This is a genomic window from Paraburkholderia sp. WS6 (assembly GCF_030464835.1).
GTDB classification, from domain to species: domain Bacteria; phylum Pseudomonadota; class Gammaproteobacteria; order Burkholderiales; family Burkholderiaceae; genus Paraburkholderia; species Paraburkholderia madseniana.
The window spans coordinates 84,889-104,716 of the sequence record NZ_JALQCK010000036.1 but is presented as its reverse complement, the minus strand read 5'-3'; the positions used below and the strand labels follow the sequence as shown (position 1 = coordinate 104,716).

The 19,828-nt window shown below is 58.9% G+C and carries 15 protein-coding genes and 2 pseudogenes; 10 read left to right on the top strand and 7 right to left on the bottom strand.

Annotated elements, in window-relative coordinates; all coding sequences use genetic code 11:
• On the top strand, window positions 1-588 hold a 588-nt coding region (locus M0D64_RS32745), incomplete at its 5' end, for a hypothetical protein (RefSeq protein ID WP_266260857.1).
• Window positions 589-1,171: 583 nt separating this feature from the next.
• Here the strand turns inward: M0D64_RS32745 and M0D64_RS32740 are convergent.
• Entirely contained in the window at window positions 1,172-1,891 is a 720-nt protein-coding gene (locus M0D64_RS32740) for an IS6 family transposase (protein ID WP_266260856.1), read from the bottom strand.
• Window positions 1,892-2,093: 202 nt separating this feature from the next.
• On the opposite strand from M0D64_RS32740, the gene M0D64_RS32735 reads away from it, so the two are divergent.
• Window positions 2,094-5,387: an adenylate/guanylate cyclase domain-containing protein gene (locus tag M0D64_RS32735; RefSeq protein ID WP_266260855.1), complete on the top strand. Its 3,294-nt coding sequence runs from the start codon at window positions 2,094-2,096 to the stop codon at window positions 5,385-5,387.
• Between the two features lie 167 nt (window positions 5,388-5,554).
• On the opposite strand, the pseudogene M0D64_RS32730 reads toward M0D64_RS32735, so the two are convergent.
• Window positions 5,555-6,645 (bottom strand): annotated as a pseudogene (locus M0D64_RS32730) (phage portal protein).
• 134 nt (window positions 6,646-6,779) lie between these two features.
• Here M0D64_RS32730 and M0D64_RS32725 point away from each other — a divergent pair.
• From M0D64_RS32725 to M0D64_RS32705, 5 genes and pseudogenes are all read left to right on the top strand, one after another.
• Entirely contained in the window at window positions 6,780-6,995 is a 216-nt protein-coding gene (locus tag M0D64_RS32725; protein ID WP_308102527.1) for a BrnT family toxin, read from the top strand.
• On the top strand, window positions 6,967-7,242 hold the full coding sequence (locus M0D64_RS32720; protein WP_266260854.1) for a BrnA antitoxin family protein: 276 nt from the start codon (window positions 6,967-6,969) through the stop codon (window positions 7,240-7,242). The genes M0D64_RS32725 and M0D64_RS32720 overlap by 29 nt, the downstream gene beginning before the upstream one ends.
• Window positions 7,241-7,375: pseudogene (locus tag M0D64_RS32715) on the top strand (site-specific integrase); the annotation flags it as partial. The gene M0D64_RS32720 and the pseudogene M0D64_RS32715, both read left to right, overlap by 2 nt.
• A 381-nt stretch (window positions 7,376-7,756) precedes the next feature.
• Complete coding sequence (locus tag M0D64_RS32710) at window positions 7,757-7,945, top strand: hypothetical protein (protein ID WP_266260853.1); 189 nt, start codon at window positions 7,757-7,759, stop codon at window positions 7,943-7,945.
• Between the two features lie 8 nt (window positions 7,946-7,953).
• Window positions 7,954-8,805 carry an LPO_1073/Vpar_1526 family protein gene (locus M0D64_RS32705; protein WP_266260852.1) on the top strand — a complete coding sequence of 284 codons (852 nt, stop codon included), beginning with the start codon at window positions 7,954-7,956 and terminating at the stop codon, window positions 8,803-8,805.
• Window positions 8,806-9,080: 275 nt separating this feature from the next.
• Here M0D64_RS32705 and M0D64_RS32700 read toward each other — a convergent pair whose 3' ends face one another.
• The 4 genes from M0D64_RS32700 to M0D64_RS32685 all read right to left on the bottom strand — a co-directional run bounded on the left by M0D64_RS32700 (window position 9,081) and on the right by M0D64_RS32685 (window position 15,528).
• Window positions 9,081-9,299 (bottom strand): hypothetical protein, encoded by a 219-nt coding sequence (locus M0D64_RS32700; RefSeq protein WP_266260851.1) that lies wholly within the window; start codon window positions 9,297-9,299, stop codon window positions 9,081-9,083.
• Window positions 9,300-10,063: 764 nt separating this feature from the next.
• Window positions 10,064-12,244 (bottom strand): catalase/peroxidase HPI, encoded by a 2,181-nt coding sequence (gene katG, locus M0D64_RS32695; protein WP_266260850.1) that lies wholly within the window; start codon window positions 12,242-12,244, stop codon window positions 10,064-10,066.
• An 873-nt stretch (window positions 12,245-13,117) separates the two neighbouring features.
• A complete protein-coding gene (locus M0D64_RS32690; RefSeq protein WP_266260849.1) occupies window positions 13,118-13,765 on the bottom strand; it encodes a hypothetical protein in 648 nt (215 codons plus the stop codon).
• Between the two features lie 788 nt (window positions 13,766-14,553).
• Window positions 14,554-15,528 carry an ABC transporter substrate-binding protein gene (locus M0D64_RS32685; protein ID WP_266260848.1) on the bottom strand — a complete coding sequence of 325 codons (975 nt, stop codon included), beginning with the start codon at window positions 15,526-15,528 and terminating at the stop codon, window positions 14,554-14,556.
• A gap of 423 nt (window positions 15,529-15,951) precedes the next feature.
• Between M0D64_RS32685 and M0D64_RS32680 the strand changes: the two genes are divergently transcribed.
• Entirely contained in the window at window positions 15,952-16,329 is a 378-nt protein-coding gene (locus M0D64_RS32680) for a hypothetical protein (RefSeq protein ID WP_266260847.1), read from the top strand.
• A gap of 765 nt (window positions 16,330-17,094) precedes the next feature.
• On the opposite strand, the gene M0D64_RS32675 is transcribed toward M0D64_RS32680, so the two are convergent.
• The gene (locus M0D64_RS32675) at window positions 17,095-17,418 is read right to left on the bottom strand and encodes a hypothetical protein (protein WP_266260846.1); all 324 of its coding nucleotides are present in this window, start codon (window positions 17,416-17,418) and stop codon (window positions 17,095-17,097) included.
• A 260-nt stretch (window positions 17,419-17,678) separates the two neighbouring features.
• On the opposite strand from M0D64_RS32675, the gene M0D64_RS32670 reads away from it, so the two are divergent.
• The gene (locus M0D64_RS32670) at window positions 17,679-18,014 is read left to right on the top strand and encodes a hypothetical protein (protein WP_266260845.1); all 336 of its coding nucleotides are present in this window, start codon (window positions 17,679-17,681) and stop codon (window positions 18,012-18,014) included.
• A gap of 47 nt (window positions 18,015-18,061) precedes the next feature.
• On the top strand, window positions 18,062-18,697 hold the full coding sequence (locus tag M0D64_RS32665) for a 2OG-Fe(II) oxygenase (RefSeq protein ID WP_266260844.1): 636 nt from the start codon (window positions 18,062-18,064) through the stop codon (window positions 18,695-18,697).
• Window positions 18,698-19,828: the final 1,131 nt, after the last annotated feature.

Genomic DNA, 19,828 nt, shown 5'->3' with positions numbered 1-19,828 from the left:
CACTCAACTTCGACTGCGCCGTCACTATTGCCGGAGGGAGAACTTAACAGCCCTGGTGGGGTAGTAGAGCTGCCTTGCAGGATGGATTCCGGCGAGCCATCATTGCCGTCTTTCGCCATTGAACCCGATAGTCAGGTGACCATAACCGTACACCGGCGTGCAAATCCCTTGCGTAAAGCGCACTGTTTTCACGGTTACGTCCGAAACAACGATCGGAAAATGAAAGCGTTTGACGCAAGCGCAATAACGATGGAACTCCGCTTAGGCCTCACCCAAACCGAGCACGGCCAGGGCCGCCATACGAGTTTCGTCGCTTGCATAAATCAGGACTACGACGTCGTCGTGTTTCACTTGGGCCAACGCCTCGTACATGTGATCCTCCACTTTTTGCGCATCGTCGATCAAGACAGTAAGCACCCTTTGGCCGTGACGGTCTTCAATATCGCCCGAAGGGTATGTCTTAAGCATAAGCACAGGGCGCAGGTGGATGAAAAACCTCTTCCCGTCCAGGAAGGAAACGACGCTTCCTTCGTGAACTCCACTAACCCATTTGCTTTTGATCATGATGTTCTCTCAGTTTTATATTGATCATATTTCTCGAAAGGAATGGCAAAACCGCTCTATTTCCCAACGAAGCGATATGAATTTATCACTTTCAAGTCCAAGAAGCGTCGGCCTAATAAGGCGATACGATCCCACGAGATTTATGCCGCTTACAGACGGGAATCGTCTCTCTCTATAGAATCAGCCTTTCCGAAGCGCGCTTGACCGTCCGTCTCAATTCGCCCTGATCCTTCGATTGGAAGTGGTTATCCTCAAATGAGTAGTTCAGCAACTACCGCCGGCGCTACCTGTCAGTTATGCGTAGCTGAGGTGATGAATGACCGCTCGCCATGGATGCGGCCTTTGGACAGGCATTTGAATGGCTGGAACGGCTCGACTTCTGCTGGCCGATGCTCGTAGATACACCGCGGCATTTACCGGCGCTCAAAAATTGTACCGAGGGGCACTAAAGGAAATCTTAAGATCAGGGAATACCTGATGCGCCGTGACCTGGGACACGTTGCCGGGGGCACTCAGCGCGAAAAAAAAGCCGGCGCGAAGCCGGCTTGAAAGGGTCCTGGTGCAAACAGGTGGTGAAGCCGAGACGTTTCCAATATATAAGGATGCCTTATTTATTGAACAGGATGGCATTCCAGACGGCAGGTACAGCAGTATCCTTGAGCCCGAGAGTGCGGAGATTGAAGTGGCCCTTGCGGATGCGGTGCATCAACTCGATGCCTGAAATCGTGGTCTTCGCACACCTGAACCGTTTGAATCCGAGCATCACGTTCGTTCTGGACTTGATGTTTCGATGATCCTGCTCGATCACGTTATTCAGATACTTTGAGGAGCGCACGTGCGTTCCATCAGGCAGCAGAGCGTCAGCGATCATCTCCCGCACGGCCCGGTGCGAGGCGGCATACCCATCGAGCGTGATCGTCTCCGGTGGCTGGCCCTGATGTTTGACGGCCTTGCTGAAGAAGGCTTTGGCCGCGCTCACGTCGCGCTTCGCCCTGAGCATGAAGTCCACTGTCTGGCCGGCCCGATCTACCGCCCGGTAGAGATAGACCCACTTGCCACGAATCTTCAGATAGGTCTCGTCAACACGCCATGACCGGCCTGTGGGTATGCCAAACCGGTTCCAGCGCTTGACGAACTCCGGCGTAAAGCGCTTTACCCAACGCATGATCGTAGTGTGTGCCAGCGACAATCCCCGCTCGGCCATCATCTCGACCAGATCGCGCAGGCTGAGCTTGTAGCGAAGGTACCAGCGCACACACAGAACAATGATCTCCCGATCAAAATGCCGACAATCGAACAACCCCTCCAGCCCCTTCCCTTTGCTCATCACCGCCCACCAGATTGATTGGATCGCTACTTTAACCGGTCCTATGAGCCTATTTGCACGAGAACCAGTTTTGACACACCCTCGGCCAACCTCAGCCGTTCGGTGATAACTTGCGACCGTCCGCTAGCGGACTGAGCGGCGCACGAATTTGACTTCATGCTATCTTTTAAGCGGTTCGGAGACCTTCCGGTCAGGAGGGGTCGTGGACGTCGCCGCGTGGCTGCGCAGTCTCGGAATGGAGCGGTATGAGCCGGCGTTTCGCAAGAACGCCATTGACGGCGACGTTCTGCCAAATCTGACCGCGGACGACCTGAAGGAACTGGGCATCACTTCGGTCGGTCATCGCCGCAAACTGCTCGACGCATTGGCAGGGCTGCGCGCGCGAGAGGATCCCGAGCACGCGGCCGTGGGCCTGAGCCAGGCGGAGGGCGAACGACGGCAGGTTGCCGTTCTCTTCGCCGATCTGTGCGGCTTCACGCAGATGAGCCGAGAACTCGATCCCGAGGAAGTGCTCGCCGTGCTCGATCGATACTTCGAGCAGGCCGATCGCTGTATCGAACAGCATGGCGGTCACGTCGACAAGCATGTCGGTGACTGTGCCATGGCCGTTTTCGGCGCGCCTCTCTCGCACGGGAACGATGCTGAACGCGCCGTCAGGGCCGCGCTCGCTATCGGCGACGCCATGCCCGGTCTGTCGCGCACATTGGCACGATCAATCTCCGTACATATCGGCATTGCTGGCGGGCAGGTTGTGGCCAGTGGCACCGGCAGCGTGACCCACAGGGAGTACACAGTAACCGGCGAGACGGTGAACCTCGCCTCGCGGCTCACCGACGCGGCCGGGCCCGGAGAGATCCTGATCTCGGAAGCCGTGTGGCGCCCCCTGGCTGACCGCCTCGACTGCGCGGAGCGTGGCGCGCTTGCAGTCAAGGGTTTTGCACAAGCGGTCCCGGTGTGGTGTCTTGGCGCTCTTCGGCGGTCTCCCCAAAGCCGACCGTTCGTCGGCCGGGCTAGCGAGCTGCGCCAATTTCGGGCGGTGCTGGCTTCATGCCGCGAAACCGGCCGCGGGCACATCGTCTATGTCCGGGGCGAGGCCGGCATCGGCAAGACCCGCCTTCTCGAGGAGTTCCAGTGCGACGCGCGAGATAAAGGATTTGCTTGCCACGGCGGCCTCGTGCTCGATTTCGGCTCGAGAACCGGACGCGACGCAGTCCAGTCTCTCGTGCGCGGCATCCTGGCGCTCGACGACGCGAACGACGAGAATGCCGGCATGACAGCCGTTGTAAGGGCGATCAAGGACGGCTTGATCGATGCCGACGACGCGCTCTTCCTCAATGACCTGGTCGATGTGCCGCAGGCCGTCCATCAGCGAGCGGTCTACGATGCCATGGACAATGCGACGCGCGTCCGCGGCCGGCGGAACGTCCTGACCCGGCTCGTTGAACGCGCTAGCCGGCTGCGTCCGCGAGTGCTTGCCGTCGAAGATATTCACTGGTCAGACGGATCAATGCTCGACGACCTCGCCGGGCTTGCGGCGACAGTCGCGCAGTGTCCGGCTATCCTGGTGCTGACATCGCGCACCGAGGGCGATCCGCTCGACCAGCCGTGGTGCGCTGCGGCCGGCGCGGCGTACTCGATCTTCGATCTGGGCCCCCTGCATATCGGCGAGGCGCGTCTCCTCGCTGAATCGTTTGCTGGCGCAGAGGGGGATTTTGCGGAGCACTGCATCGAGCGGGCCGCCGGCAACCCACTGTTTCTCGAGCAGCTGCTCCGCAATGCCGGGGAGACTGCGGGAAATGGCGTACCCGGTTCTGTGCAAAGCCTGGTGCAAGCGCGGCTGGATCGCCTTGATCCTACGGACAAAGCTGTCTTGCAGGCGGCTTCGGTGCTCGGCCAGCTCTTTGAGAAGGAGGCGGTTGCTCACCTCCACGGTAGCGCCGATGCGGCCTTGGAGCGCCTTGTCATGGATCTCCTTCTGCGGCCTCAGGGCAACGGATTCATATTCCATCACGCGCTCATTCGCGACGCCGTCTATGACGGGCTGCTGAAGAGCCGGCGCCGCGAGCTGCATCGTCGCGCCGCGCAGTGGTATGGCGACCGTGATCCCGTCCTGCGGGCCGAGCATCTCGATCGGGCGGCGGACCCCGGGGCGGCACGCGCCTATTGCGACGCGGCGCGGTCGCAAGCGGCGGGGTACCGCAATGAATTTGCGCTTCGGCTGGTCGACCGAGGGCTCGAACTTGCGGCGACGCGAACGGATCGCTTCGCGCTCGAGTGTCTCCGTGGGGACATCCTTCACGATCTCGGTGACATGATGTCGGCACTTGGCGCGTTCGCAAGCGCCCTTAGGGTCGCCGCTGCGGACGCGGAGCGTTGCCAGGCATGGATCGGCCTTGCCACAGTGAAGCGCGTCACTGACGATCTCGATGGGGCCTGGGCCGATCTCGACTGCGCCGCTGCGACAGCAATCATGGAGGGACTTCTCTGCGAAGAGGCGCGCATTCACTTCCTGCGAGGCAATCTGTGTTTTCCGCGCGGCGATATCGAAGGCTGCGTCCGTGAACACGGACGCAGCCTCGCGCTGGCGCGCGAGGTAGAGGACCACGAACAGGAGGCGGCTGCACTGGGCGGGCTCGGAGACGGAGAGTACATGCGCGGCCGGATGATGAGCGCGCACGACGCCTTCAGTCGCTGCATCGATCTGTGCCAATGCCACGGGTTCGGACGAATCGAGGTCGCCAACCTGCCGATGCGCGCCATCACGGCGTGGTTTGCAGGCGAGACGAGGGATGGGCTCGACGCCGCACTCGCCAGCGTCGCCGCAGCGGAGAAGGTCGGTCATCGCCGGGCGCTCGTCGTTGCCCATCATGCCGCCTATCACTGCCTGCACGATCTCGCGGAGTGGGATCGGGCCTGGGAGCATGTCGGCCCGGCGCTGCAGCATGCCCGCGAGCTGAAAGCGAGGCGGTTCGAAGGCGAAGCCCTTGCGTTTCGTGCGGAGTTGCATCGAGTGGCCGGTCGCCAGCGTGAAGCGCTCAACGATATCGGGGAGGCGCTGGCGATCAGTCGAGAGACCGGAATGGCCTATCTGGGAGCATCCTATTTCGGAGTTCTTGCGCGCGCGACAGATGATGTCGTTGTTTTCGAGATGGCGCTCGCAGAAGGGGAAGCTACGCTCGCCGCCGGGGCGGTGAGCCACAATCACTATCTCTTTCGCCGTGACGCGATAGACGCATGCCTCGACCGGGGACTTTGGGACGCGGCGGCGGCCCATGCTGCGGCCCTTGAGGATTACGCCAGCCGGGAGCCATCGCCCTTCTCCGGCTTCGTGGTGGCGCGGGCTCGCGCGCTCCTCTCTTACGGAATGGGTAATCGAGACGTAGCATTGATGACCGAGCTCCAGCGCCTCAAGGAAGAGGGCCAGCGGTTCGGTTTCCTTCACGCTCTCCCAGCGATCGACGCCGCAGTCCTGGGCCGGGCAAACAATCCAGAGTAGGATCGGTGAGGGCGGCGACCGTTACATGTCGGGCCCGAGAGTGGACGGTCGCGAATCGTGTGCGAGTGTCTCAAACGGGTCGATGAGAGACAACCGATGGTAGGTATTGCGGGGCGCCCAGCACGCGCAATCGCCAATCTCAGAGCGCCCCGTAGAATCACCGCTGTTTAGGCGGCGCTCGGCTTCTTAATCGAATATGGATTGAAGCGCACAACCTCCTCGCCTAGCCGGTCATTGAGCTGCGCGAATCGACGTTGCAACGGTTCGATTTCGTTACGCCCGAACACCTCGGCCGCAGTGTCGGCTGCACCAAAGCCACCGGTATTGCTCGGCACGATCCCCATGAGCTGCGGCGGGATACGATGCGCCGCGAGCAAGTCGTCGCGCGTGACATTCTTGATATTAAAAAACTCGTCTTTCGCCGTGACCTCTGACACGGGAATGAGCTGGATACCGTCTTTCTTGCCGTTCGGCGCGTACATGAACAGGTTGCGGAAATTGCCCGGTCCCTTGCTGTTTTTCAACGTCTCGCGCATGTTGTCGACATCGGTTTGCGATTGCGCCGCGTCCGTCATATACAGGATGAACCCTGCGTGCGAACCATTCTCGTAATACCGCCGGCGGAAGAGCGTCGCCGACTGGTTCAACCATGCCGCGTGCAGGGCGCCGAGATATTCAGGCAAGCCGTACACCTCCTGGTTAATGTCCGGTTCCATCACGTGATGCACTGCCCCGCCGGCGCACGCTCGAACGCGAGCGGCCCGCCTAGCCGGTTCTTTCGCAGATCAAGATACCCATTGCCGAACGTGAGGAAATCGAGCGCCCCCTTATCGAACACCTCGCCCGTGAGCAACTTGTGCGGAATGAACGTCGCCGATAGCACGTTGCGTCTGAAGTAGATCGCGGAGCCGTGATGAACGCCAGCGCGGAATGTCTTCGCCAGGCCCGACCAGGACAGCGGTGGCTCGAACCAATTGCTGGCCGACCACGTTTCGACGTAATCCAGAATCTCGGCGCGATCCATCACCGGCAGCGGGTCGCCGAAGGTGAAGGCCTCGGCCCTCGTGAATAGTTGAGCGCGATCGCGTTCGGATAGAACTGCCTGACGAGCTGATAGACGCCCTGGCGGATGTCCGTCGTATCGTGATCGCCATGTAGGCGACGTCGTATTGCTTTGTGACCGTGCGTATCGCCTCGGCCTGTGCCTTGAAACGCGCGACGACCTGACGCGCGACCGACACCGAAACCACTTCCGCAAGTCAGGCAGGTAAACATAGTTACAAAAACCTGTTGCGGCCCTTAGTTTTTGTAACCACAATAACTATATGAGAACAACTCACGGCCAAACCAAGAGCAACGCCAACGAACAGAAGCACGGCGTATCTCTGTCGCATCGCCGAAGCGATTGATTGGTCGTCCATATGGTGCGCACCCGACGACCGCAAGGATTACGGCGAGTTGCGCGAAATTGGCTATGCCGTGATCGACGCCCGCCTCTATTGCGTCGTGTTCACGCAGCGCGGCGAAACCTTTCGGGTTATTAGTCTGCGCAAGGCGAACAACCGGGAGATAGACCGCTATGAAAAAGCAACCCAAATTGATCCGTAACACGCCCGAAGAAGAAGCCGCGATTGCTCGCGGCATCGCGGCCGACCCTGACACGTTCGAACCGACCGATGAACAGTTCGCACAGATGAAGCCGCGCGGCGGCCGACCTAAGCTTGCGCACCCGAAAGTCGCGGTGACGATTCGATACGACGCTGAGATAGTGGAGCGTTTCAGAGCAAGCGGCGAAGGCTGGCAAACGCGCATGAACGACGCACTGCGCGACTGGCTCAAGACACACCGCGCATGAGGTGCAAAAGAAGTTGGGAGGATGGGAAACGCTGGAGATGGTGCAACGCTACGCGCACCTGCCGGCCGGTCACCTGGCACGTTGGGTTCAGCCGCACACACAGGTCGTCGACCTGCAGACGGCCGCCGGCTAACTGTATTTTCACTGTACTGGGGAGAAACGATGAAGCAGAGAAACCGCTGAAAGCCTTACGGCTATTGGTGCACCCGGCTGGGATCGAACCAGCAACCCTTGCCTTCGGAGTTTTACCAGCGCGCCACACCCCTTTATAAATCAATGCCTTACGCGACTCGCAAACTGCAAAACCAAGGCTAAGCAAAGTAAATTCAGGTCAAAACGCGTCATCCTAGGTGTAATTTAGCCGCAGTAGACTTTGCCGACGAAGCAAGTTTGACCGATACTCGTCGGTGGATTGGCTGGGTTAGATTCAACGAAGCCTTCACTGGATCGGAGACCGCATTTTCAGGAATGTGCCCATCCGACCACAAACGTTGTCATTGAAACAGGGGAAGAAATGGCGACTTTTCTCGCGTGGTGTGATGCTCATTCGTGGGTGTTCGATGGAATTGGGGTGGCCGCCCTCGGCTGGTTGGGCCTGCTGATTTTCCGCAGGCGCGCCGCAAAAAAGGCGCGCTCGCAAAAGCAATCAGTCAAAGGCGGCACCGCCTACCAAGCCGGCCGCGACATCAAGATCAAAAAATAGGGGTGCGCATGTTCGGAGGGCAAGATCAGAAGGCTGAAAACGGCGCAAGTGCCTTACAAGCGGGCGGCAACATCACCGTAAGCCAAACGAATAATTATGGTTTGTCTGTCGCAGATGTCCGCGAGTTGGTGACGACCTTCGTTCGCGATCATTTGCCGATGGTCCGGCAAGTCGCACAGGCCGAAGCTCAAGCAAATGCACGCGAATTTGTAGAGCACCTCTTCGCTGAGCTAGCCGCCCAAAACAAGGCCGATCTCTTGCGAGAATTGGAGCGCCCTGCTGCGCAAGCGGTTTTCACAGAGGCAACTATAGGGGCCGCAAAGCGCGGCGCTGAAATGGACCTCAGTTTGCTCGCAAAGATCGTCGTCAACAGGCTTGAGGCTCCGAAAGAAAGCGTCCTGAGATTCGTCAGTGAGGAAGCTGCCGCCCTACTTCCGAAGCTCAACGGCGATCACATCGCCTTCTTGGGTTTCACTCTATTGCTGGCGAATTTGCAGTTCACCGCGGCAACGGATATGACGCGATTGGAAGCATTGTGCGCACACACGCTGCCTCATATTAGAGGGGGCATGAACATGGCATTCGGTCATCGTGAATACCTCTCTGGCCTCGGTCTCATCTCAATAAACATGATGGCGACAGGCGATGCTTTCAACGCCTTTATGGTTCAGAAGTATCCGTTTTTCAACATGCAGGAAGTGCAGAACGGACAATTTCCGGTGCTCGCAGAGCTATACACATCGTATAAATCGACATTGCTGCCTGCAATTGCCTTGACGGCTCCTGGGAAGTTTATTGCCTGCTTGCTCTTGCAACGATGCGTTCCCTGCGATCCCGCAGTATTTATTCCGGATCGTTAAGATCGCCGCAAGCCGAACACCGCTCGTGTTTCGCGCATTCCGGAGACAGGAGATACAGCCAGCCGATCGCATTGTCCGTGCAGCAAATGGCATCGACTCGCGGCGCGGCGAACGCCCGAAAGACCGTTGCCACTAGCCATGTGCTGATGTGCTGGCTGCATCGAAACCAATAAGCCAAGAGAAGCGGGCAGGCGGGGAGGGGACTGCAAAAAGACATAGCTGGTGTGCCGTCCGGCGTTGTCGCGATTTCGAGCGACACGGACAAATGCTTCGAGCTAACATCGAGCACCCTTGGCTTCGAAGTCGTCCAGTTGAAGCAGCAGACTGTCCAGCGCGCAGAGTTGGACGCGCGTGAGGTGAGTCGCATCCAGATGCTGATGGAGCCGCCCTCGCCAGTATTCAGCCGGCAGGATCGGCCCGCCGAGGTCTCCTACCAATGACGGCATCATCACGCGTGCAATATGCGCGATGTCCTGGTCAAAGAACATACCCATGTGCGCCCCCTGTATTTGGTTTTGGCCTGCGCCATTTGTTTTACGTATGATAAATACTGTAGGCCAGTTTTCGCGGCTTGCCAAATATCGGGATACATGGCGGCAATTCTCAGGCAGCCATCTCGCTCGCCTATTGGGTAGTCTGGCGAGCGTTGGTAGGCCCTTCAGCGGCCCGGATGTTCGCCCTCCCCGCTTGTGAGCATCAGCTATCCGACCAAAGCCCTATGGCACATCGCCTGATCCACTGTTCATGAGTGGGCGCAATCTGGATCGATCTTACTGGTATCAATGTCGGCGGTGCTGGCGCACCCGGCCAGAAGCACCGTCAGCAGCAACAGCGTTTTGTTCATCGTGGCCCCTCGTTTTCTTGTGCTGCTGATGATATCAAGCGTTTGGGGGCACTGCGCGTTCTAACACCTTTTGCGCGTCGTCCCGTGGCCTGCTACCGCCACCGACCGTTCAGGGTCGCGTACTACCGATTGAGGCCGCGCAACGCAGATGCAGAGCGCATGAGACGGCACTCGGCCATGAAGCGCCATTCGCGTCCGTCGTAAGTCCGACATTTTGGCGGCGGCTTCGCTCCGTTGTCAGTCGCTCGCGCACCGACAACGCACGCTGACGAGACTGCGCGTGCGGGCGGAACGAGGCGCAGCCAGCTGATCGCGTTTCGGACGCACCTGAAAAAAGCCGAAGGCGCAAACCTCCGGCTTTGCATACTGCGCTCGCGCGGCTCATGTCTGGCAGCCGCCCGCTGTAGTCTCGCGTCAGGACAGGTCGAAGCGGTCGAGGTTCATCACCTTGACCCAGGCGGACACGAAGTCGTTGACGAAACGCTCCTTGCCGTCGGCGCTGCCGTACACCTCGGCCAGCGCCCGCAGGATCGAGTTCGAACCGAACGCGAGGTCCACGCGGGTGCCCGTCCACTTGAGCTGGCCCGTCTTGCGGTCATAGCCTTCGTAGATATCGCCGGCCTGCTTCCACTCGGTATCCATGTCGAGCAGATTGACGAAGAAGTCGTTGGTGAGCGCGCCCGGTGTTTTCGTGAGGACACCGTGCTTGCTGTCGTCTGCGTTGATGTTGATGGCGCGCAGACCACCGATCAGCGCGGTCATCTCCGGAGCCGTCAGGGTCAGCAGCTGGGCCTTGTCGATCAGCAATGCATCGACCGGAACCGGCGACCTGGTCTTCTCAAAGTTGCGGAAGCCATCGGCGACGGGTTCGAGAACAGCCATCGCGACTGCATCGGTCTGCTCGGCGGTGGCGTCGACGCGGCCCGGCGCGAACGGGACCGTGAGCGTGAGACCCCCTGCCTTCGCGGCCGTTTCGATGCCGATGCTGCCGGCCAGCACGATAACGTCGGCGAGCGACGCCTTGCCCGAAGCCTTCTGGACTTCTTCCAGCTTCGCCAGCGTGCCGGCGACGGGCTGGTTGACTGCCCAGTCGCTCTGCGGCGCGAGTCGGATGCGCGCGCCGTTGGCCCCGCCGCGTTTGTCCGAACCACGGAAGGTCGAGGCCGAAGCCCACGCAACCGCGACGAGCTCCGACGCCGACAGGCCCGAAGCCGCGATCTTCGCCTTGAGATCGGCGATGTCGGTCTCGCTCGGATGGTGCGTCGCCGCCGGCAGCGGGTCTTGCCAGATCAGGTCTTCGCGCGGCACTTCCGGGCCAAGGTAGCGTGCCTTCGGGCCCATGTCGCGGTGAGTCAGCTTGAACCAGGCGCGTGCAAACGCTTCGGCAAGCGCCTGCGGATCGTCGAGGAAGCGACGCGAGATCTTCTCGTACGCCGGATCGAAGCGCAGCGACAGGTCGGTTGTGAGCATGGTCGGCTTGCGCTTGGGCGAATCGGAGCTTGGGCCAGGGATGACCGCTTCGGCATTCCTGGCGACCCACTGGATCGCGCCCGCCGGGCTCCGTTCCTGTTCCCATTCGTACTTGAAGAGGTTTTCGAGGAAGGCATTGCTCCATTGCGCGGGCGTTTGTGTCCACGTGACCTCGATGCCGCTGCCGATCGCGTCGCCGCCCGTGCCCGACTTGTAGGTGCTAGCCCAGCCGAGGCCCTGCAATTCGACCGGAGCCGCTTCGGGAGGGGGCCCCACGTGGGTCGCCGGTCCCGCGCCGTGGGTCTTGCCGAAAGAGTGACCGCCCGCGATCAGCGCGACGGTCTCTTCGTCGTTCATTGCCATGCGGGCGAAGGTCTCGCGGATGTCGACCGCCGCCGAGACCGGGTCGCCATTGCCGTCCGGGCCTTCCGGATTGACGTAGATCAGGCCCATCTGTACGGCGGCGAGCGGATTATCGAGATCGCGCTTGCCCGAGTAGCGGCTGTGCCGGTTGTTCGGATCGTTGCTGAGTGCGAGCCAGGTCGTTTCCGCGCCCCAGTACACGTCGTTGTCCGGCTCCCAGGTGTCTTCGCGGCCGGCGCCGAAGCCGAAGGTGCGAAAGCCCATCGTTTCGAGCGCGACGTTGCCCGTCAGAACCAGCAGGTCGGCCCACGAAATTTTCTGGCCGTACTTCTGCTTGATCGGCCACAGCAGGCGGCGCGACTTGTCGATGTTGACGTTGTCGGGCCACGAGTTCAGTGGCGCGAAGCGTTGCTGGCCGCGGCCTGCGCCGCCACGGCCGTCGACTGTGCGATAGGTGCCGGCGGCATGCCAGGCCATACGGATGAATTGCGGGCCGTAGTGACCGAAGTCGGCCGGCCACCAATCCTGCGAGTCGGTCATGAGCTTGCGCAGGTCGGCTTTGAGGGCCGCATAGTCGAGTTTCTTGAATTCCTCGCGGTAGTTGAATTTCCGACCAAGCGGATCGGATTTCTCGGAGTGTTGATTCAGAAGGTCAACGCGTAGCTGGTTGGGCCACCAATCCTGGTTGGTCATGGTGCCAGCGACGACGCGTGTGGCAATGGAGGCATCGCCCGAGAACGGGCATTGAGATTCGGATGGCATCGTTCTCTCACTAGGTCACGGTTGTTCAAAGGCCGTGCCAGCACCACGACATGCGTGCGGGCACAACCCGCCAAGACAGCATAGTCCAGTCTGATGGCGCGCTGATTGAGATGCATAATGGCGGCGATAGCCTCTGACACCGAAGCCGACGTTCGCCCGAAGACGACCGGTTTCTGGCGCCGCCCGGGAAAACAGGTTGCGATTGCACCGCAGACCTGACATGCCTGCCCGGATATTCCCAACGCCCAAGCCCGGCGTCACTGTCTGTAGCACCCTAAATGCGGGCGTGAGGAGCCGGACGACAGCTGAGGGTCGCGTGCTGCCGATCGCAGCCTTGCGACGCTCAGGCTGTGTATGCGAATTGCATCAGGCGGTGTCCATATAAGGCTGTGTGAAAACGCGTGTTGAATGAGGTCGTCAAAGAAATCGGCCCTTCAGATCGCGCTGTATTGGCTTGCCAGTGACCTGGGAAGGGTAAAACGACACCCGAAAACCGAGTACTTTTCCGTTTTCACACATCTCGGCCACCTCCCGCCATTCGCCTGCGAGTTCGGACGGACGCTCGAACGTCGGCTCTGCAATCAGATGCTGTTGAAAAAGTCGGTGACGGTCGTTCTAATCCGGTTTTCATGGGTCGCTTTACCCTTAACCGATGCTCGCGAGCGGTTTGTGGGGCGATCTGCGAGGTCGAATTTTTCACTCCTGGTGTTAGGGCGACGCGCTACGACTTTTTCAACAGTATCCAATCAAGCAACGGACATTGGTGGCGGGGTCGCGACACGACAAAGGGAACATCAGCCGATATAGGCAGTTCGCGTCAATCACTTTATGCCGCTCCCTATCGAGCGCCGCTCAAAGGGAGTTCGTAGAACGTTAATGCGTAACGTTCACACTCATAACCTTGAAATTGCCAACGCTGCCAGAGATATTGGCAAGTGGTAACGGTCCCAAGTTTTGTGTGGAAACCGTGAGCGAGCCCGACGCATTACTGCTATTCGAGTCGGAATGGCTATAAACGGTCACTGGGGGATTTAGCGGCAACGTTCGCTGCTCCGTTACGACGTCTTGGAACGGCAGCCCGAAAGCGGCCATGGTTGTCTGGAGAATGATCGTGTCACTGCCATCGGAGGAGGGGAACTGGCCGGAAGCTGTTATTGATTTCGGTAGTTTGGTGTTGTTCGCATCATGGGTGGCGGAAAGTTGAATCGGACCGACGCCTTGCACAAAAAAGCCCACGCCCATACAAAAGTTCTGTCCGAATATGATTACATTGGCCTGCGCAGTGGTCTGCGCGCTTGGAGCGTTAGGTGAAGGACCGCTACCCTGAGCGTTGGCGATGAGCTCAAGAAAACCGGATCTGCAACTGTCGGAAATGTTTGCGGTCACTACCGTGCCGTCCCCTGAGGACGTAGATTGTTGTCCTAGTGAAGGCGTTGCAAGCAAGACAGTTGCTGACGCAGCCATCAGACAAGCGGCCCTATTTGCAATGGTAAACATACCGAAGAACGTGTGAGCTGACATGATAGCCTCCTTTTGCCTCCATCAACTGTTCAGACGGTGGTATCTCGTTATTGATCTCGTTAAACGCGCCTTTTAATCCATGATCCTGCGCCGAGTCGGAGCGACGCATCGCGACCGCTAATTGGACTAATAGCACCCAGGACTACCGTCTCGGTCGATGCTCTATCGGGCGCGGTCGAAGCTGGTCTGACTTCCGGTACACTATGTTCGACATGTGCTTTCTTCTTTCTTTATTCGACACCTCGACTCTGAATGGCTGCAGAGCTTACAGGCACGAACGAGTCCCCACCGAGGGGTGGCGTCGTAGTCCACATTCGGACTTAAGTTGCGGCCCGTGTCTGTTATAGGCGCCGGAAGACAGCGCTGAGCGACATAAGAACGGCATAATTCGCCACGATCTGGTCGCGTGTTGTTACCGTGAGTCCTCTGCGCCCAACGGGACGCTGCTTCCGCCGCGCATTGGTCAGTGATGCCCGCCATTGGTGTCGCGTCGGGGCGAGCGGCCGATGCGGGTCGCGTGCCGCCGATCGCCAAAAGGCACAGACCGGCCATCTCCGGTCGTTCCGGCCTTGCTCGCACTTCGACATTCGAACGGCGTCGGGTCCTCACAAGACAACGGATTTTCGCGCGTTGATCATGGCTGACAAGTCCTTGGCCGAAGCGGCAATCCACATGTCACTGCATTACGCGGTCAGCGAATGGCCGCTTCAGGGAAAAGCTTCATGTCGAGGGTGTAGCGCGCAAGTCCTGGTGTTCAGCAGTTTGAAGCTGATGAGATCCGATTTCGGCTATCGGACGATCGTGTTCGCACGTTTAAGCAGATTCGGCGGAAACGTCAAATCAATCTCACGTGCCGTCTTAACGTTCAAAACCAGCTCTTGCCGCGTCACCGTTTCGACAGGCAAGTCGCCGACACTTGCACCTTTCAGGATCCTGTCCACAAACCCGGCCATACGTCGCACAGCCTCGACTACGCTCGTTCCATATGCCATCAAGCCACCAGCATCCACCCAATCGCGAGCGAACATCGACGGAAGTCGATGCGCATTGGCCAGTTCGGCAATCCGCTTCCTGTGCACAACCGTGATGGGCTCTTCCAGTACCAGCACCGCGCCGGCATGCTCGCTCAGCATTGCCGCAAATGCACCATCGATGTCGGGAGTTGGACCCTTAACGCCGAACGACTGCGGGCGCAATCCGAGCGATCGCGCCGCCTCCTCATTGGCGTGCGTTAGCAACTCTGAGACGCCCAGATCCCATAGAATCGCTATACGCTCCAGTGACGGAACCGCTTCCTTGAGAAGGCTGATCTGCATTCTGGCTTGTTGCGGGTCGAAGCTTGTCACTCCCGATGTGTTTCCGCCCGGCCGGTCCGTGCTCGCAACCACGCGGTCCGCCACAGGGTCAACCACGATGGCGAACACAATCGGAATGCTCGTGGTGGCTTTTTGCACAGCACGGGCCGTGACAGCTCCAACAACGGCGATCACGTCTACCTTGAGTCCGACCAGTTCGGCAGCCAATTCGGGAAGGCGATCCAACTGGCCATTTGCAGCCCGAATGTCGATGTGAATGTTGCGACCGTCAACGTAACCAAGGTCGACGAGACTTGCGCGAAAACTCTCGACGACAGCCGTCCCCCCGGGCGAGATGAATCCAATCCGTCGCGTTGACTCGCCCGGCTGGCTGCGTACAGCGACAGGGACATTTACGCTCACTGCCAAGGCACAAACAGTGGCCAGGACTTGTCTTCGTGTCGTCATGGCAAACCCCTCATTGTGGCGCCGCATTACTGCTAGATTCTACCCACTATTCTGTCGACGCGATCCCAAGCCGCCGCAACGTGAATAACCGCGCTGTGCAGCAGTCTGCAGCCGTTTGCATGTAGCCTGCCGTTTCGACAGCGCCGGTAGCAAGACAACTGTCGGTCCAGTTGCTGTCGTTTTCGCAAATGGCCGGAAATTTGAGCGGCTGCTTCGCACTCGGACGCGGTCGTTGACGTCGCGCCAGCCCAGTGGTCGGTTCGGGTCGAACTCGGCCCTTGATTGTCGTCGCGGCCGTATCTCTGATATGGCTTCGCTATAATCAATCGATTCCCGGCGTCGCAATGTCGAAAAATGCCTTCCAAGCGAAACAGGTCCCCCGGCCGAGCCTGCAGGCCGCTGACGAAAGCACTTCTATTGCCGATGGATCTCGCCTCCGCCAGTGAACGGTCGCTGTCCTGTCATCTTGCGCTGGTCGCATGCCGCGACGGACATTGCAACAGCCATCTGGTCAATGAACTTATGCGCGCGGTGTACCTGAGCTGGTATCTGCAGCGCGCTGGTTACGGCAACCAACCGGTGGAGCAGTTCAAGATCGCCGAATCCGCGGCCGAGATCACCCTGGCGCACGCTCATGAGACGGGAGAGTGGCGGCTCGCGTCGGAGGTAATCTGCGACTTGGAAGCGCTGGTGACGCTGTATGACGCCCAGCTCGCAAAGGCTCCTCTTCACGAAGTATTCGAAGCGGAGCGGCAGCTGAGGGTTTTTCTGACGGGAACGGACCCTTCGCCGATCCCGTAATCGACGGATCGGCAAGCTTTAACAGATTACTATTCGGGCGGAGCACTTGCCGCAGGGGTAGTTGCATTCTTGATTCGGTTCTCGATAAACTTCTGACTCCTACTCATTTTACATAATTAAAGTAATCAACAGAACTGGTATGTTTGGGACTGTTGCGTTTTTCGGGCATCCGAAGACGGCAACTCAAGCCTTCCAGCCGGATTCTGCGCAACAGAAACGGCCACGCATGCGACGCAACGGTTCCTGCTGATTTTTCCTTGCAAAACATTACTCAGGCGCCGATAAACGCTGACACTGGCCATTCCCTCTGTCGCGCAACGCCGTGCCGTAGGTGCCAAGAAGCAACATTTTGAACTGGGCTTCTCCGAAGTTGACACGCATGCAAGGCCACCACTGGGCTACCACGTGCGCGGGGATGATTGAGGTGGTCAACGGGTCCGCTTTTAGAATGCTCGCCGGCCCGTACTCGACTACGTCAGCCCCATGACATGACGTCTCCGAGAAGGACCCAATTGGCACTCAGCGAAACAGGAGCATCGTTACGCACGACCTCGAGCGATTGCCCGGTTCCAAGCGGCTCGCGTTGACACCTTCTGACAGTCTCGGTTGGCGTACTCGCGTATCTTAATCAAATCTCCGGCGACAAAGCCGACCATATCCGAGTTAGCCGGTTGATACGCACGATTCACGAGCTGTGGCACCTCGACGCGCATTTTCGCGCGCAGGTTGACACAGACAGAATCGCCAAGCTGTACCTGTCGGTTTTCATTTGGTTGCCTCAAGCCGCTCGCGCAGCCAGTCGGTCACTGTAGCTTCCGGCGGACAGCCGTAGTCGAGCAGCACGAGCCGGATATCGTTAAGCACCTGTTGAACCGCGTTGTAAACGTAACGCGACACGTAGTTTTCCTGATCCTGTCCGAACATCGTCCCTACGTCGATGTCGATCAGCGCGAGGCGCATGCGACCCAGCAGCTCGCGCTGTGAGAGCGTCAGGTTCCCGTCACGCAGGGTGCGCGTGGCGTCTTCAGCCAGCCGCTCACGCTGCCGTGACTGCAACTGCGCGATGCCCTTGAGAGTTTCATGGTTCATGATTTGGTCCCCGTTTCATTTTTGTCGTGCCGGTCAAATCGGGCGTGTGATTATTGGTCGCCTATCCGATTGCGCGCTGCAATCTATGCGAGCGGTAGCGCGCCCGGTTCAGGCCACGGCAAAAACTTTCCCCATGCCGTGGATCAACAATACCCATTTGCCGATGATCTTCTGTGCGCCGATGCACATTGGACGATACCTCTATCCAGTCGGTTCCGCCCAAGGAACTCCCGCAGTTTTGAACCGGAGCAACGTCGCCGATGGCCTGGCCGTTCTTCTATGTGAAGAGGGGGCACTGCGAAAAAACGCTGGCTGTGTTTGACAGGGCTTTGGAATACTTCCCGGACGACTGCCAGCTTCACTTCAACCGCACCGTTGCCATGGAGGAGCTAGGCCGCGCCGACGATGCGCTGAATGGCTACGGCAAGTGCCTCGCGATTGAGCCGGATTACGCGGACGCACACTACAACCTTACAAGACTCAAGGAACTTCGAGTGGACAAGCAAGGCGCGCTCCGAGCTGGCCACAGGACCCGAAAGAAGTCGGTGCTACTATCGTGGCTCAGATCAAGCCCCCGTGCCGATACCCGCCTCTGACGGCCGTTCGAATTTCCACCCAGCACCTTCGTTCGAAGGAACAAGCAGTGACCCGATCACACTCGCCGGCGCTTTTCGATGCACCCGGAGATGAACAGCATCGACGTATCGTGGATGCCATTAATGACCATGGCTGGACGGAACAGGACAATTTTTTTCCGCCGGATTTGACGCTCGCGCTGGCGTTGGAATGTGCAGAGCTTGCGACCGCCGGGATGCTCACATTGGCGCTTGTCGGCCAGGGCGCGGCACGTTCTCTTCAGCCCGATGTGCGCGGCGACCGGATTCAGTGGGTGGAGGCGGGCCAGTCCGAAGCCCGGGACCGGTATCTCGCGATCATGGAAATGCTGCGCATTGCGTTGAATCGCGGGCTCTTTCTTGGACTCGATGAATATGAAAGCCACTTCGCATGCTACGCCCCGGGCGCTTCGTATCAGCGACACCGCGATCAATTTCTCGATGATGATAGCCGCACGGTGTCCGCCATCGTCTATCTCAATGCGGACTGGCTGCCTGAGCACGGCGGCGCATTGCGGCTACATCCTGAGGGCTTGAGCACGCGGGACATCTCGCCAGTCGGTAGCCGGCTCGCAGTGTTTCTATCCGCCGACATGCTGCACGAAGTATTGCCCGCGACGCGCGACCGCATGTCGCTCACGGGATGGTTTAGACGCCGCTCGTGATCTCCCAGGCCGTTCCGGGGCACCGTGATTTTCGTGCTGCTCACGCTGGCGATTGCCCGCTGGGTAGCCCGGCGGACCCGGTCAGGGTACGTACGATAGCCGCACTAGCAAGGTCGATCTGTTCGCAAACTTTGCGGAGCGCGCGTACAACGGCACGTTGCAAAGAAGCTCCAGTTGGTTTGAGCGGAATGTCACTTGGTCAAGGCCGCATTCGAAACAGTGCGCGAACATTGGTTATAAGGCCTAGCGTTTTCATAAGGGAGGTGCGTAGTCGTCAAACGAAGTAAATTTGAAACATTCTTAAGGTGCGCGAGCCTTGATATTCCGAGGCCGATCTCAGTCGGCGCGCCAGACTTTACTTTGCGAGTTTGCGAACTAAACTTCGATCTTGTGTAGCAGAAAAAGTAAAGTTGCGACTTCGCGAATTAGAGGTGGATAACATGTCCACACCCTTGTGGCAGCTTAGGTTCCAATTCCGGCCATTGTGATCCCGTGATCCGAATTTGCCCATCACTTCCACGTTCAGGGGCAAAATTCGACCGTAGATTTCCCCCGTGCTCAGGGCAACATTGACTCTTGGGCAATGATCGAATCTTGTGTTTCCAATTGTCACCTTTCGTGAGTTCCAGGCTTCGACACGGCTAGCAGCCCCCGCGCATTGCCGACCTCGTTCTGCGCAAGAATTCTGATCATCAATTTCGTTATACAAAATATTTGTATTACGGAAATTTGATGGCAAGTGCAAACATTCCGGATCCTCTCACTGCCACTGCGGGTCAGCGGATATATTAAAGTCATACGGCAACGAAACGATAACTGGCTGCGGTTTGGTATCTTGACCGCTTTGGATGAAACCGTCGACGTGTCTAGCTACGTGCGCACCATAGATACCTGGCGAGCGCGCCCGATTGGCGTTTAAACGGTTCAGGTGTGGCTTCAGGCAACTCCCTTGCGCGCGGTACTGACCAACGGCAACTCAACGACGTTGACCGTTGCAAGAGCCTAACTGGCGAACCTGATGGGAGCGCACGTTTTCGGTCAGCAAACGCTGACCCGTCGGCGCTTGTTCCTGATTGAATAGCTGGCCTTCATGCCTGCGTGCTCTCAAGTCCCGTGCGATACCGCACCGAA